Source organism: Enterobacter cloacae complex sp. HYC033_NIDB (genome assembly GCF_056673335.1).
In genome coordinates, this window is the sequence record NZ_CP115123.1 from 264,660 (window position 1) to 279,853 (window position 15,194).

General features: G+C 56.6%; 11 protein-coding genes. 3 read left to right on the plus strand and 8 right to left on the minus strand.

From position 1 onward, the window contains the following. Nucleotides 1-5: 5 nt before the first annotated feature. The 8 genes from tldD to csrD all read right to left on the minus strand — a co-directional run bounded on the left by tldD (nucleotide 6) and on the right by csrD (nucleotide 12,279). Nucleotides 6-1,451, minus strand: a complete 1,446-nt coding sequence (gene tldD / locus O1721_RS01270) for a metalloprotease TldD (protein ID WP_017382710.1) — start codon at nucleotides 1,449-1,451, stop codon at nucleotides 6-8. A gap of 83 nt (nucleotides 1,452-1,534) precedes the next feature. Beyond that, complete coding sequence (gene yhdP, locus O1721_RS01275; RefSeq protein ID WP_045324489.1) at nucleotides 1,535-5,341, minus strand: AsmA2 domain-containing protein YhdP; 3,807 nt, start codon at nucleotides 5,339-5,341, stop codon at nucleotides 1,535-1,537. A gap of 42 nt (nucleotides 5,342-5,383) precedes the next feature. Beyond that, nucleotides 5,384-6,853: a ribonuclease G gene (gene rng, locus O1721_RS01280; protein ID WP_003860405.1), complete on the minus strand. Its 1,470-nt coding sequence runs from the start codon at nucleotides 6,851-6,853 to the stop codon at nucleotides 5,384-5,386. Then, nucleotides 6,843-7,436, minus strand: coding sequence for a Maf family protein (locus O1721_RS01285; protein WP_003860403.1), 594 nt, complete (start codon nucleotides 7,434-7,436; stop codon nucleotides 6,843-6,845). Before O1721_RS01285 ends, rng begins: the two co-directional genes overlap by 11 nt. A gap of 9 nt (nucleotides 7,437-7,445) precedes the next feature. Beyond that, the gene (gene mreD / locus O1721_RS01290) at nucleotides 7,446-7,934 is read right to left on the minus strand and encodes a rod shape-determining protein MreD (protein ID WP_003860402.1); all 489 of its coding nucleotides are present in this window, start codon (nucleotides 7,932-7,934) and stop codon (nucleotides 7,446-7,448) included. Next, nucleotides 7,934-8,950, minus strand: coding sequence for a rod shape-determining protein MreC (gene mreC / locus O1721_RS01295; RefSeq protein ID WP_003860400.1), 1,017 nt, complete (start codon nucleotides 8,948-8,950; stop codon nucleotides 7,934-7,936). The genes mreD and mreC overlap by 1 nt, the downstream gene beginning before the upstream one ends. 62 nt (nucleotides 8,951-9,012) lie before the next feature. Beyond that, nucleotides 9,013-10,056 (minus strand): rod shape-determining protein MreB, encoded by a 1,044-nt coding sequence (gene mreB / locus O1721_RS01300; protein WP_000913396.1) that lies wholly within the window; start codon nucleotides 10,054-10,056, stop codon nucleotides 9,013-9,015. A 282-nt stretch (nucleotides 10,057-10,338) separates the two neighbouring features. Further along, nucleotides 10,339-12,279: an RNase E specificity factor CsrD gene (gene csrD, locus O1721_RS01305; protein WP_017693893.1), complete on the minus strand. Its 1,941-nt coding sequence runs from the start codon at nucleotides 12,277-12,279 to the stop codon at nucleotides 10,339-10,341. Nucleotides 12,280-12,463: 184 nt separating this feature from the next. On the opposite strand from csrD, the gene acuI reads away from it, so the two are divergent. The 3 genes from acuI to msrQ all read left to right on the plus strand — a co-directional run bounded on the left by acuI (nucleotide 12,464) and on the right by msrQ (nucleotide 15,117). Continuing rightward, entirely contained in the window at nucleotides 12,464-13,438 is a 975-nt protein-coding gene (acuI, locus tag O1721_RS01310; RefSeq protein ID WP_017382706.1) for an acrylyl-CoA reductase (NADPH), read from the plus strand. Between the two features lie 77 nt (nucleotides 13,439-13,515). After that, nucleotides 13,516-14,517: a protein-methionine-sulfoxide reductase catalytic subunit MsrP gene (gene msrP, locus O1721_RS01315; RefSeq protein ID WP_032649678.1), complete on the plus strand. Its 1,002-nt coding sequence runs from the start codon at nucleotides 13,516-13,518 to the stop codon at nucleotides 14,515-14,517. Beyond that, nucleotides 14,518-15,117 carry a protein-methionine-sulfoxide reductase heme-binding subunit MsrQ gene (gene msrQ, locus O1721_RS01320; RefSeq protein ID WP_003860393.1) on the plus strand — a complete coding sequence of 200 codons (600 nt, stop codon included), beginning with the start codon at nucleotides 14,518-14,520 and terminating at the stop codon, nucleotides 15,115-15,117. Nucleotides 15,118-15,194: the final 77 nt, after the last annotated feature.

Sequence of the window (15,194 nt, forward strand, 5' to 3'; positions counted from 1 at the left end):
AAAATTTACGCCGTGCCGCCCACCGTCAGATTATCCACTTTCAACGTAGGCTGACCGACGCCCACAGGCAGGCTCTGGCCCTCTTTGCCGCAAACGCCCACGCCGTTATCCAGTTTCAGGTCGTTACCGACCATGGAAATCTGCTGCATGGCCTCAATGCCGGAGCCAATCAGGGTTGCGCCCTTCACCGCTTTGGTCACTTTGCCCTTCTCAATCAGATACGCCTCTGAGGTAGAGAAGACAAATTTGCCGGAGGTGATATCCACCTGACCGCCGCCAAAGTTTGGCGCAAAGATACCGTAATCAACGGATTCGATAATCTCCTGCGGCGTGGACTGGCCCGGCAGCATGTAAGTATTGGTCATGCGCGGCATCGGCAGATGTGCGTAGGATTCACGACGGCCGTTACCCGTCGGCGCAACGCCCATCAGGCGCGCGTTAAGCTTGTCCTGCATGTAGCCTTTCAGTACGCCGTTTTCGATCAGCACGTTGTACTGACCCGGCGTACCTTCATCGTCGATAGAAATCGAGCCGCGACGGTCGAGCATGGTGCCATCATCCACCACGGTACACAGCTCTGAGGAGACAAGCTGCCCCATCTGACCGCTGAATACGGACGTCCCGCGACGGTTGAAATCACCTTCCAGGCCGTGACCGACCGCTTCGTGCAGCAGCACGCCCGGCCAGCCTGCGCCCAGTACCACCGGCAACGTACCGGCGGGTGCAGCCACGGCAGACAGGTTGACCAGCGCCATGCGCACGGCTTCTTTTGCCCATGCATCCGCACGGGCTTCGCCGTCGACATCACCCAGGAACCAGTCATAACCAAAACGACCGCCGCCACCGCTGGAGCCGCGCTCGCGCTTACCGTCGTCTTCAACCTGCACGCTGATAGAGAGACGCACCAGCGGGCGAACATCCGCCGCCAGGGTACCGTCCGTCGCCGCCACCAGGATCAGTTCATAAACACCGGTCAGGCTGGCAGAGACTTCCTGCACGCGTTTATCCGCCGCGCGAGCCACTTTGTCCACGCGACGCAGGATGTCCAGCTTCTCTTCGCGGCTCATGCTTTGCAGCGGGTCGATGCTGGTATAGAGCGCAGCGTGCTGCACTTCACCCAGCGTTTTCACCCGTCCGTCGCCCGTATCGCGCACAATGGTTCGCGCCGCCTGCGCGCTCTGCTCCAGCGCGGCCAGGCTTATCTGGTCTGCATAGGCAAAACCGGTTTTTTCGCCGCTGACGGCGCGCACGCCGACGCCCTGGTCAATGTTATAAGAGCCATCTTTAATGATGCTGTCTTCTAAAACCCAGGATTCGTGATAGCTCGACTGGAAATAGAGATCGCCGTAGTCGAGGCGGCGTTCGGTCAGTTGACCAAGAATGGAGAACAGGTCCTGATGGCTCAGGCCGTTCGCTGCGAGCAAATGTTCACTTACCAGGTTCAGACTCATCTATTGCTACTCGTTCGTTGCCGCCTGTGGCGGTATAAAGATCGTATTTATTGAGAGTGAGGCAATTACCTGCCCACGTCAAATCATTGCTGTGCTTCTTTGCGCGGCTGGCGCAGCACCTCATTAATCTGTGGTTTATCAACCGGCCCGGTGATGCGATAGCGCAGAATCGAGACTTTGCTCCAGAGCGGTCCCAGCACTTTACTGGCCGCAAACACCGCCGCCCCGACGATCGGATTGACCACAAAGGCTGCCGCAACGCCCACGCTTGCGGAAATCTCCGGCGCCACCACGGCTTCCATATCCAACTCGCGGCGCACGAGATCCACTGACCCTTTCATCGCGATATCCGCTTCCAGGCCGTCCACCAGCGTGTCGTCGGTGTGCAGAACGCCGTCTTTGATCCACGCCGTGCTGCGAATGGAATCGTAGTAGAAACCTTCGCTGAAGGTGTCGCTAAAGTCGAAGCGCAGCTTGCGCAGCAGCGCGTCAAAACTCAGCAGACGCAGGATCTGCCCGGCGCGCCCCGTGCTCACATCGGCAATCTCACCCTTACCGAAGTGGGTTTTCAGGATGCCGTTAAGCGAAGCTTCATCGGGTGTCCATGGCGCTGCGCGCCAGTGCAGATCGTAATTCACATCGAAGGACGATCCGCGAAGCGGCGTGCTAATGCCGAAGAAGTTAGCTGCGGCGTCCAGCTTGTTGCCTTTAATATCGCCTTTCAGCGAGGTGCGCTGTTCACCCGGTTTGTTCACCCATTCGCCAGCGGCAGTCATGCGGCCAAAGCCGGTATCCACCAGCCCACCAGAGAGGCTCAGCGTATTGCCCTGAATAGCAAAATCACCGTCGATACGGCCATATTTTTGCCCCCACAGCCAGCATTCCGCACAGCGCAACTGGAGATCGGGCCAGCCGCTGAAATCCACGCGCGACGTCCCACTGCCACTGACAGGAGAAGCGCTTGTCGACTCTGCTTTAGACGCCGTAAAGGTCGGATTGTAATAGAGGTAACGGATAGCCGCCTGCCATGGCGCGTGATCGCGCATGGTCAACGAACCGTTGATCTCACGCCCCTGCGCCTCGACCTTTGAGCCGTTTACCGTCGGCCGGGAGACAATACTCAGGTTGTTCCACTGCTGCCCGCCCAGCGTCAGCGCAGGCGTGCGCAAGGTAATGGACTGCGGGAACTGCGCCGTTTGGTCGACGTTTTGCCCGACACCTTTCTGGAACAGTGCCAGCCACTCTGCGCCATCCATCGGCGGGAGATTCAGTTCAACGCCCGCCTGCTCCGGCAGCGGCGGCGTGGTACGGCTGTCCGTCGTCCAGATCGCTCTGTCCAGCGTCAGCTTGCGGTTAAGCAGCCAGCGGCTGTTGAAGTGGTTTGTTCCACCAGCGTTTCCGGTTAAATCGAAGCTGTTAAGGTTGCCCGCAACCTTAACATTGACGGGCAATGCTTCACCGCTTTTCTTATTCAGCGGCGCGGGAAGTTGGCTGCTGAGGTTTTTCAGATCGCCCGTAATGTCGACGTTATAGCGCGCACCGGCATGATAAGGCAGGTCGATGGCGACCTTGCCATTCCATGACACCGCGCCGTCCACCGCATTCTCAATCGGCTTCGGCAGAACATCCATGCGTGACGGCTGCCAGTTCGCGTCCATATTGACCGCCACCTGGTAGGCTTTATCGCCCTCGGTGGTGGAGAAATCGATATTGACGGGTTGATTGAACCAGGTCGCTTTCAGCGGCTCACTTTTCAGCGTGCCGTTAACAAAGCTGAACTGACCGCTGAGGTTTTTCAGCGTGCTGTCCAGCGGCTTGATATAGAGGCTGTTGTTATTAAGGCTAACGTCGCCTTTGGCGGTGGTCATTTCACCGTCCAGCGGGATATCCAGATGTAAGCGAGCATTCACATCGCCATCTAACTGCAACTGCTGAAGGGTGGCTGCCAGGGAGTCATTCAGCGGCGTATCTACAAAGTACGGGCCAACCGCTTTACCTGGCCCCTTAATATCCGCATCAATCAGCAGTTTCTCTTTGGAGTAATCCGGGATGTTTGCCGTCAGGTTGCTTGCCGTTACGCCGCCCAGCGCAACGCTGTCCGTCTTCATCCACAGGCCGTCATTCAGGAAGTTGAGTTCAATATCCAGATTCTTCAGCGCCGGCCAGTCCGGCTGGAAGGCATAGGTGGCGTTGCGCAGAGGCACCAGAACCTGGAACTGGCCTTCGTTGTGCTTATACGGGAACAGGTGCGGGTTGCCGCCGTAGACCAGCGTGGCGTTATCCGCCTGGCCGCCCTGAATAGCGCCGCTGAGATAGTCCACCAGCGCTTTCCCCATCAGGTTTTCCGGGAAGTAGCGCCACGCCTGCGAACCGTCATCCGTGCTGATGCCCGCCAGAATACCCAACCACGGCTCATCGCCTTCAGGCTGTAGATAACGGAAATTACCGCGGGCATGTACCGCTTTGGCTTTCACATCGATATCGCGGCCATCGAGCTGAAAACCTTTGTCATTTTTCAGCCAGTTGAGGGTGGCATTTCCCTTTTCGATCTCCAGTGGCGCACGGAAGACCGTTTCGTACGGCATTTTCGCGTCCTGCATTTCTGCCGTCAGCCTGCCGTTTTCCACGCTTCCTTCCAGTTTACCGCTGAAGTGCTCGGCACCCGGCAGCAGTTTCCACTGTTTCCATGCGAGATTTTTCCATGCCGCCTGAAAACGCGTCTTTTCCGTAGCCTGGAGCGGAATATCCAGCGCCAGCCGGTTTATCTGCCCGCTCGGCTGCGTCGCCAGCCAGATTTCGCCCAGCTCCGGGGAGAGTTTTGCGGCCATTGAACGCAGCCCTTCGATCGCCGTCAGATCCAGGTTACTGGCGCGGATACGCAGCTCGTCGCTGCGTTTACCGTTTATCCCGCCGACGTCCTGCTCCGGCATCCACGCCAGCGTCAGCGCGCCGCGCGGCCAGGGTTTGTTATCCATGGAGATGCGCGTATCCGGAATAGCGAACTGCCAGCCGCCTTTATCCTGCGTCACGTGTGCGGTGAGGTTATCGACGGAAAGTTGATGCTGATGGTTTTCCCCTTTCCAGCTCGCGCCCCCCTGCTTAAGCCAGATATCGCCGCTGGCGAACGTCCCGTTCGTCAGGGTCATCCAGCCTTCCAGGCTGAAGCGCGCGGTCTCCAGCTGCATGTTCTGCTGTAGCCACTCACCGAGCCACGGCTTCACGTCCACGTCGTCCGCCTGTAGCCACACCCTGCCGTTGTTCAGCAAGCCATTGTCGTCACGCAGATCCATCCGCACATGCATAACGCCGTGCTGCCCGTTCAGGCTGGAGAGATTCACCTTCCCCTCGGCGCGGTGGCGATCTTTCCCGTTTAACCATGTCAGCTGTGGGATCGCCAGCTCAGCGCGCTGGCCGGAAAGAGTAATAAAGCTCACTTCGCTGTCGCGCAGATCGAAATGATCGAACTGCCGCAGGAACAGATCGCTGATACGGCTGGTTTCCAGCCCCCGATCGCTGTCGCCGCTTCGCAGCGGCGTGTTAGTCATCAGCTGAAGTTGCCAGAAGGTGAGATCGCGAAACTGCCAGCGCAGATGCAGCAGGCTTTGCCAGACATCCAGCGCCAGGGTGACGCGTTTGATTTTGAGGTGGCCGCCATCTTTCAGGCCGGCGCTGATATCCCGGGCATCTAGCGTCGGGCCAAAGTTCTGCCAGCTTGCCTCGATATGACTCACGTCCACCGGCAGGCCAGTGGCGGATTCGATTTTTGCCAGGATCTGCGGACGCCAGCTGTCCAGATGCGGCAAGGCGAGACGCAGCCCGCTCACGAGCAACGCGACAATCACGACCAGCGTTGCCCCTGTAAGCAGTAAAATCCCCGGCAATCGCCTCACGCGTCTCTCCTTGTCAGCCTTAAAACTCGCAGCGAACTGCGTTTACATCATGACGACGTCGAACTGCTCCTGGTTATAGAGCGGCTCAATTTGCACTTTTACCTGTTTGCCGACAAAGATTTCCACTTCTGCCAGCGCGTGCGACTCTTCCCCTTTCAGGGCCTCCGCCACCGCAGGGGAAGCATAGACCAGAAAACGGTCTGAGTCGTAGGCATGATGGACACGGACAATCTCACGCATGATCTCGTAGCAGACCGTCTCCACCGTCTTTACCGTTCCGCGTCCATGGCAGGTTGGACACTCATTACACAGGACATGTTCCACGCTTTCGCGGGTCCGTTTCCGGGTCATTTCCACCAGACCGAGCTGCGAGAAGCCATTGATGCTGGTTTTCACGCGGTCCTTACTCAGCGCCTGCTCCAGTGAGTGCAGCACGCGACGGCGGTGATCTTCATTGTTCATATCGATAAAGTCGATGATGATAATGCCGCCCAGATTACGCAGACGAAGCTGACGCGCGATGGCCTGCGTCGCTTCTATGTTGGTGTTGAAGATGGTGTCATCGAGGTTGCGATGTCCGACAAACGCGCCGGTGTTGATGTCGACGGTGGTCATCGCTTCGGTTTGATCGATGATCAGATAGCCACCCGATTTCAGCTCAACCTTACGCTCCAGCGCACGCTGGATTTCGTTTTCAACGTCATAGAGGTCAAATATTGGCTGGCGTCCGGTGTAATGCTCCAGCAGACCCGGCATTTCCGGGATGTATTCGGCGGTGAACTCCAGTAAGGCTTCGTACGTCAGACGGGAGTCCACGCGGATGCGGTCAAGCTGGGCGTCGGCGAAATCACGTAATACGCGCTGAGCGAGCGCCAGCTCACCGTACAGCCGGTAGCGGGTCTGGTTGCGTTTTTTACGCTCCATCACTTTGGTCCAGACGCGCTTCAGGTAGGCCGCATCCGAGGCCAGATCTTCTTCGCTGATCCCTTCCGCCGCGGTACGGATAATAAACCCGCCCTGCTCGTCGCAGTAGGCGCTGACCACTTTTTTCAGGCGCTCACGCTCGCTTTCGCTCTCAATACGCTGTGACACGCCGACGTGCGACGCCCCCGGCATAAAGACCAGATAGCGTGAAGGCAGGGTGATGTCGGTGGTCAGACGCGCGCCTTTGGTGCCAAGCGGATCTTTTACCACCTGTACCATCAGATCCTGGCCCTGACGCACCAGCTCAGAGATGTCGCGCACGGCAAATTGCTTTTGCTCTTCGCCTGCCACACATTCGGTGTGCGGCATGATATCGGAGGCATGTAAAAACGCCGCCTTATCGAGCCCAATATCTACAAAAGCCGCCTGCATACCCGGCAGGACACGACTGACACGACCTTTGTAGATATTGCCTACGATTCCGCGTCGCGCTTCACGCTCAATATGAATTTCCTGGAGAATGCCACCATCAATGTAGGCCACACGGGTTTCCGATGGCGTTACGTTTACCAACAATTCAGCCGTCATAATTATCCCTTCCCTCACGCAGTGAGTTAAAATTGCTCAGCAACTCATACGTTTCCACCAGCGGTAAGCCGACTACGGCGTGATAGCTGCCATTTATCTTCCTGACAAAACAGCCACCCAACCCTTGAATACCGTATGCACCTGCTTTATCCATAGGTTCACCGCTGGCGATATAGCCGGCGATCTCCTCGTCGGTGAGGACTCTGAACGTCACTTCCGTTACCACAAGGCAATCCAGAACGTACTGGCTATCTGCCAGCGCTACCGCCGTCATCACCTGATGGGTTTGTCCGGACATATTACGCAGCATCCGCGCCGCATGGTCTGCGTCGCGGGGTTTCTCAAGCACCTCACCATTGAGAATAACGATGGTATCCGCACCCAGCACCGGTAAGTCACGCGGCACGCATGCAACGCCCGCCTGCGCTTTTTCACGCGCCAGACGAGAGACATACTGCTGAGCGCTTTCACCCTCAGCACGTTTTTCTTCGATACCGGTAACGATGCGTTCGAAGGAGACACCCAACTGCGCGAGCAGTTCCTGGCGACGCGGAGAACCGGAGGCAAGATACAAAGACGTCATAGAAACCTTTTATTGCACGGCAAACTGCTGGCGAATTTTACGCATCAGCAGGAACAGCCACGGCCAGAGCACACCGTTTACTACACTACTCCAGAACACTTCCGGTCGGAAAGAGACGTTGATCACTAAAAACTCTGCCCAGAAAACAACGATATCCGCAGCGAGCGACAACAACATCACTACCAGCGCCTGTTGCCAGAGCGCAAGGTTACGAAAGAGCTGGAATTTGAGTGCGACGAGATACGCAATAATGCTCATGGATAAGGCACGGACGCCAAGCGTAGAGCCACTGATAAGATCCAGTATGGCACCCATCACAAAACCTGTGCCGACATTTACGCGGTGCGGCAGGGCAAGGATCCAGTAGAGCAAAATGAGCAATACCCAGTTTGGCCGGAAAACAAGAATGTCGTCCGGCCAGGGCATAATTTGCAGCAACAGTGCAACGAGGAATGAGAGCCAGATTACCCAGCGCCCCTGGCTACGATAACTGGCCACTACTGCCCTCCACCCGAGACTTGCGGCGGTGGGGGCGCATCCGGCAGCGGCTGCGTTAACCCCGTCGCCGGAGCCGGTACGGGTGCAGGTGGTCCCATCGCATCCGGCGCAGGCAGCACCTGCGGCATCATCTGCATCAGGCGTTCGTTGGCCACGCGATGCACATCTTCCGGGGTCATCGGGTTAGCGCCGTTACGATCGGCGCCCCACAGCAGCAACAGGTAGCGCAAACGCTGCAAGCCGGCCGTTGGACGCGCCTGAATCACGGTGTAGGCACGCTGAGTGTCGAGCTTCACGGAAGAGACAACCGCAACCGGGTAGCCCTCAGGGAAACGACCGCCCAGACCGGACGTCACCAGCACGTCGCCCACGCGGATATCCGTGTTGGCAGGCAGGTGTTCCAGTTGCAGATCGTCCGTGCAGCCATTACCGGCGGCAATCACGCGAATATCGTTACGCAGCACCTGAATCGGCAGTGCATGGGTGGCATCGCAAATCAGCAACACGCGGCTGGTCAGTTTGGCAACCGCCACAACCTGGCCCACGACGCCCTTATCGCTGATGACAGGCTGACCTTCGTATACGCCGTTCACGCTGCCTTTATCAATCACCACCTGATCGCTGTACGGATCGTTTACGGTGGAGATCACCTGGGTGACCATTTTCTGTTCATCCTGGCGCAGCGGCGAGCCGAGCAGTTCGCGCAGACGGGCGTTTTCCTGCTTATATTGCCCCAGCATCAGCAGCTCGCTATTTTTCAGCAGCAGTTCCTGGCGTAACGCACGGTTTTCGAGTTCGAGCTGGTCACGCGATGAGAGCGTTTGCGACACGGAGTCGAGCAGTTCACGGGGACCATTTGAAATAAAGTAGAAAGGACTGACGGCGGTATCCATGTACGTTCGGATCTGGCTGAACGTACCGAGGCGGCTATCGGCAATAATGACCCCGAGCGCAACCAGAACCGCCAGGATCAGGCGAAACTGTAGCGACGGGCCACGGCTAAAAATTGGCTTCATAGGCTATGCGTATTCTCGCGTCAGAGAGAAAGGGTAGCGAATTGCTACCCTCTCACACCCGACTACTCTTCGCTAAACAAGTCGCCGCCGTGCATGTCGATCATTTCCAGCGCCTTGCCACCACCACGGGCGACGCAAGTCAGTGGATCTTCTGCAACTACGACAGGAATACCTGTCTCTTCCATTAACAGGCGGTCGAGGTTACGCAGCAGCGCACCACCACCGGTCAGAACCATACCGCGCTCGGAGATATCGGAAGCCAGCTCTGGCGGGCACTGTTCCAGCGCAACCATCACCGCGCTCACGATGCCGGTCAGCGGCTCCTGCAACGCTTCCAGGATTTCGTTGGAGTTCAGGGTGAATCCGCGTGGCACGCCTTCAGCCAGGTTACGACCGCGAACTTCGATCTCGCGTACTTCATCACCCGGATAGGCAGAACCGATTTCATGCTTGATGCGCTCTGCGGTTGCTTCACCGATCAGAGAGCCGTAGTTACGACGAACGTAGTTGATGATGGCTTCGTCGAAACGGTCGCCGCCGATACGCACGGAAGAGGAGTAGACCACACCGTTCAGGGAGATAACGGCCACTTCAGTGGTACCGCCACCGATATCCACCACCATAGAACCGGTAGCTTCAGAAACCGGCAGACCCGCACCAATTGCCGCAGCCATCGGTTCTTCAATCAGGAACACTTCACGCGCACCGGCGCCCTGAGCGGATTCACGGATCGCACGACGTTCAACCTGGGTCGCGCCAACCGGCACACACACCAGCACGCGCGGGCTTGGGCGCATGAAGCTGTTGCTGTGAACCTGCTTAATGAAGTGCTGAAGCATTTTTTCGGTCACGAAGAAGTCAGCAATAACGCCGTCTTTCATTGGGCGGATCGCGGCGATGTTGCCCGGCGTACGGCCCAGCATCTGCTTCGCATCATGACCTACTGCGGCCACGCTTTTTGGCGAGCCGGCACGATCCTGACGAATGGCCACAACGGAAGGCTCATTCAATACGATGCCTTGTCCTTTTACATAAATAAGGGTATTCGCGGTACCCAGGTCAATGGACAGGTCATTGGAAAACATGCCACGAAATTTTTTCAACATACTAAGGGATAATCCTGAAAGCTGGGGCGGAAAACAAAATCCGCTTACTTTACCAACCACACGCAGCAGCGACAAGGCGCAAAAATCGTCTGCTACGGTGAAAATTAGTGCAGCACGTTTCCTTTGTTACAAATTCATCCCCTGAATCCCTCAGGGCTGAGTAAACAGCAGCGTCCCTCACTTTCACTTGTAACCCACTAAAGGTCGTTCACTGGCTTTTATGCTCGTCTTACTCAAAGCTACAGGCGCGATATTCTACGTGAAAACAAAGTAAACGGCAGGTCAAACAGAGTATCTTTGCAAATATTTTTTCACATTGGTGTCAAGCGGCTGAGAGGCGGCAAAAAAATCCCCCTGACCGCCCGTCACGCCGCGCTCTGTCAACATCTGCCATTCACTACGTGAACGTACGCCTGTGGCAAATACTTGCGTTTGCGTTCCTTTGCACGCTTCCACCAGGCTTTGTACCAGCAGCTGGTTTTCCGTGCGTTTTTCAATATTCCTTACCAGACCCGGATGCAGCTTCAATAATTCAACATCCAGCTCTTTGATCCAGCGGGTGCTCACCAGCGTCAAACCCGCCTGGGTTACCGCCACGCGAGCCCCAAGCGCATTGATTAAACGCACTACCGGGCGCAACCGGCTGATGTGTTGACCTACATCTGCCTCTGCAAGTTCAAAAATAATGCGTTTGCGTTGCGATTTTTCGCATTGCATTAACGTGTCACGTAACCAGCGCTGGAAACGCGGACGGATCAGCGATTCGACGGTCACCTGTAAAGCCAGATTTTCTTCAGGCCAGTACGATAAAAACGGAATGAGACGGGTGATTTGCTGACGGTCATACTCTTCGGACAATCCGAATTGCAACACCATGGGCAGATATTCCGCGGAGATAACCTCTTCAGTGCCATCAAAAATACGGCACATCAGCTCACGATGATGAACATGACCATTCTTCATGACCGCCGGTTTTTGATAGATGCGCGGTCCGCCCCGGCTCAGCATCTGTTCAATCAGGGTTCGCCAGCGCACGTTGCCGCGCCCTTTCTCCGGCAGCGTATCATCATAGACTGCCCAGCCGTTCGCCCCCTGCAATACGGCGTTACGCGTGGCCGCTTCCGCATGTTCCATCACCTGCTCCGTCGACTGACCGCCGCGCCAGGCACAGATGCCCATATGCACCATATCGTCTCTGTCGAGCATTTTGCTCTGGGGCAGCGCATCGACGGCTTTCAGCAGCTGGCTGGCGATACTCTCGGACTCCTTTAAGGTGCGATGCGGCAGCAAGACGGCAAAATCGCTGCGGTGGTAGCGTGCCAGTAACGCGCCGGGGTAGCGCATAATAAAGGTGGACAGCAGGTTAATCAGCGTAAAGAGGTTCTCTTCCGCCACGCGCTGACCCCAGGTATCACGGAGCAGATCGAAGTCGGGCAGGCGAATCATCATTACCACGCCATGCGTACCCACCTTTTCGGGGTCATCAAGAAGGGTAGCCAGCTGATTATCAAAGAAGAGACGGTTGTTGAGGCCCGTTTTGTTATCCTGCGCGGCGTAAGAGCGAATCAATGTGTCCATACGGCTACGCTGATCGCTGGCAAACTGGATTTCGGAGAGCAGCACGTCCAGGGCGCTACTGGTGCGTGATGGCCATTCATAAACCGATCCCCGCACCTGTGGACCCCGTTCGCCATTCAGTATCCGCACGGAGCGTGTTTCCAGCAGTTCCTGGCCGGAAAGTTGACGACGCTGCCAGCGAACGGCGAGGAAAATCAGCAGTACGATAAAGGCAACGGCGATGGTTAAGGGCGCGGTGGTCATAAGCGAGCGTAAATAGTTGCTCATCGGATCCTGGTACATCAGATGAATTGTCATACCCGGATGTTTAAGTGAATTAACCGTGACGTTCCGATACTGATCTACCGTGCCGGCAGGACGATAGCTGCCCTGGCGGGTATGGCTGAAAACGGTCTGCTTCCCCTGTTTAATGTCGATCTGCACGATATCCACAGGCACCATTAACTCATCCAGCTCACGCGAAAGCGCCGGGAAGGAGGTTGCAATCAGGCGAGTGTCGATAACCGATGCAACCGATTCAACCCGGTTAACCAGCTTATCCTGGATGGCATTGTAAAAGCTCAGCGAGCAGCCGATTAGCGTGACAAATATGGTCAGCCCCGTCAGCAAGGTGATAAAAGCTGAGAACTTCGTCGTTAATCGCATCCTTGAGATTACTCCGTGGGTTGAAGGGGGGTGCAAGTGAGCACTAACTTGCATTTCAAATGCGGCATACTACCAAACCTGGCGTATCTGGCAATTTATTGCGTTAAATCGGCACTGCGTTTCATTGAGCGAGTATAGTCATCAGAACATATTTTCCCATCATCAAACCTAGTGAGGACCCAGTATGCAGGCTTTGATCTTAGAACAGCAGGACGGCAAAACCGTTGCCTCAGTGCAAGCCATCGAGGAGAGCCGCCTGCCGGAGGGCGACGTGACCGTAGATATCGACTGGTCCAGCCTGAACTATAAGGATGCGCTGGCCATTACGGGAAAAGGTAAAATCATCCGAAATTTCCCGATGGTGCCAGGAATCGACTTTGCAGGCCGCGTACATACCAGTGAAGATCCACGTTTTCACGCCGGACAGCAGGTGCTGCTCACCGGCTGGGGCGTAGGTGAAAACCACTGGGGCGGACTGGCAGCGCAGGCGCGCGTAAAAGGTGACTGGCTGGTCCCGATGCCGAAAGGCCTGGACGGTCGTAAGGCGATGATCATCGGCACGGCAGGTTTCACCGCCATGCTGTGCGTGATGGCGCTGGAAGAGGCCGGGATCCGCCCTGACTCTGGCGAAATTGTCGTCACCGGCGCCAGCGGCGGCGTGGGCAGCACGGCCGTCACGCTGCTGCACAAGCTGGGGTATCAGGTTGCTGCCGTCTCAGGCCGCGAAAGTACGCATGATTATCTACGTCAATTGGGCGCAAGCCGCATTCTGAGCCGCGACGAATTTGCCGAGACCCGCCCGCTGGAAAAACAGGTCTGGGCTGGCGCAGTAGATACCGTCGGCGACAAAGTGCTGGCGAAGGTGCTGGCGCAAATGAATTACGGCGGCTGCGTGGCGGCCTGTGGTCTGGCGGGCGGTTTTGCCCTGCCGACGACGGTGATGCCATTTATTCTGCGTAACGTGCGTCTTCAGGGTGTCGATTCGGTCATGACCCCAGCCGAGCGGCGAGCTGAGGCCTGGGAACGTCTGGTGCAGGATCTGCCAGCCTCATTCTTTGACCAGAGCGCCACTGAGATTACCCTGAGCCAGGCGCCAGAGTTCGCCAGTAAAATCATGGACAACCAGTTCCACGGTCGTGCGCTGGTTAAAATCGCCTAATCTTCAAATTTTCGTGACATATTCGCGCTAACCCTCCTCCTCCGTCATGCTTAGAAAAACGCCTGACGGAGGATGCCATGAAAACCCGAAAACTGACGGAAGCCGACGTAACGTCTGAATCTGTCTTTATGCTACAGCGCCGCCAGATCCTGAAAATGCTTGGCATCAGCGCCACCGCCCTGACGCTCACCCCTGCGGCCCATGCCGATCTGCTCGACTGGTTTAAGGGCAACGATCGCCCGAAAGCCCCCTCCGGCGCACCGCTTAACTTCACCAAACCGGCGCAGTGGCAGAATAAACTGGCGCTGACGCCGGAAGATAAAGTCACCGGCTATAACAACTTCTATGAGTTTGGTCTCGATAAGGCCGATCCTGCCGCCAACGCCGGGAGCATGAAAACCGATCCCTGGACGCTGAAGATAGATGGCGAGGTGGCAAAACCGCTGACGCTGGATCATCATGACCTCACCACCCGCTTCCCACTTGAAGAACGCATTTACCGTATGCGCTGTGTGGAAGCCTGGTCGATGGTGGTGCCGTGGGTAGGTTTCCCTTTGCATAAACTGCTGGCGCTGGTTGAGCCCAACAGCAACGCGAAGTATGTTTCCTTCCAGACGCGCTACGCCCCGGACGAGATGCCAGGCCAGAAGGATCGGTTTATCGGCGGCGGGCTGGAGTATCCCTACGTTGAAGGTTTACGTCTCGACGAAGCCATGCATCCGCTTACGCTGCTCACCGTCGGGGTTTATGGCAAAGCGCTACCGCCGCAAAACGGGGCGCCCATTCGCCTGACCGTACCGTGGAAATACGGTTTCAAGGGCATCAAATCGATCGTCAGCATTAAGCTCACCCGTGAACGCCCCCCCACCACCTGGAACCTGGCAGCGCCTGACGAGTATGGTTTTTTTGCCAACGTTAACCCGCACGTTGACCATCCGCGCTGGTCGCAGGCAACGGAACGTTTTATCGGCTCCGGCGGCGCGCTGGATGTTAAACGCCAGCCAACGCTGCTGTTTAACGGCTATGCGGATGAGGTGGCATCCCTCTACCGTGGGCTGAATTTACGGGAGAACTTCTAAGTGCGTTTAACGGCAAAGCAGATAACCTGGCTGAAGGTACTCCTGCATTTAGCAGGATTGCTCCCCTTTATCTGGCTCTTCTGGGCAGCTAGCCAGGGACAGTTCAGTGCCGATCCGGCGAAAGATATTCAGCATTTTACGGGTCGGATGGCTCTGAAATTTTTGCTGGCGACCTTGCTCGTCTCACCGCTGGCGCGCTACGCTAAACAGCCATTATTGATACGCACCCGTCGGCTTTTAGGGCTATGGTGTTTTGCCTGGGCGACGCTGCATCTCACCAGTTATGCCCTGCTGGAACTGGGCATTAACAACCTGGCACTCCTTGGCAGCGAACTGGTGACGCGTCCCTATCTGACGCTGGGTATCGTAAGCTGGCTGGTTTTACTGGCGCTGACGCTGACATCCACGCAGTATGCGCAGCGAAAACTGGGTCGACGCTGGCAACTGCTGCACAACTTCGTCTATCTTGTCGCGATCCTCGCCCCGATTCATTACCTGTGGTCGGTGAAGATTTTATCCCCTCAGCCGGTCATCTACGCCCTGCTGGCCCTGGCCCTTTTAGCGTGGCGTTACAAGAAGTTCCGCCAGTGGTTGCGATAGTTCACGAAACTGTGCGTTTTCCCGCAGATTATTTATCAACCGCGAATCTTTTTCGGATAGCGGTTGATAATCTTCCC

Bases quoted from the DNA above. Each gene is read 5' to 3' on its own strand.
- tldD (WP_017382710.1), bottom strand. From the start codon at position 1,451: ATGAGTCTGAACCTGGTAAGTGAACATTTGCTCGCAGCGAACGGCCTG.
- rng (WP_003860405.1), bottom strand. From the start codon at position 6,853: ATGACGGCTGAATTGTTGGTAAACGTAACGCCATCGGAAACCCGTGTG.
- O1721_RS01285 (WP_003860403.1), bottom strand. From the start codon at position 7,436: ATGACGTCTTTGTATCTTGCCTCCGGTTCTCCGCGTCGCCAGGAACTG.
- mreC (WP_003860400.1), bottom strand. From the start codon at position 8,950: ATGAAGCCAATTTTTAGCCGTGGCCCGTCGCTACAGTTTCGCCTGATC.
- mreB (WP_000913396.1), bottom strand. From the start codon at position 10,056: ATGTTGAAAAAATTTCGTGGCATGTTTTCCAATGACCTGTCCATTGAC.
- csrD (WP_017693893.1), bottom strand. From the start codon at position 12,279: ATGCGATTAACGACGAAGTTCTCAGCTTTTATCACCTTGCTGACGGGG.
- acuI (WP_017382706.1), top strand. From the start codon at position 12,464: ATGCAGGCTTTGATCTTAGAACAGCAGGACGGCAAAACCGTTGCCTCA.
- msrP (WP_032649678.1), top strand. From the start codon at position 13,516: ATGAAAACCCGAAAACTGACGGAAGCCGACGTAACGTCTGAATCTGTC.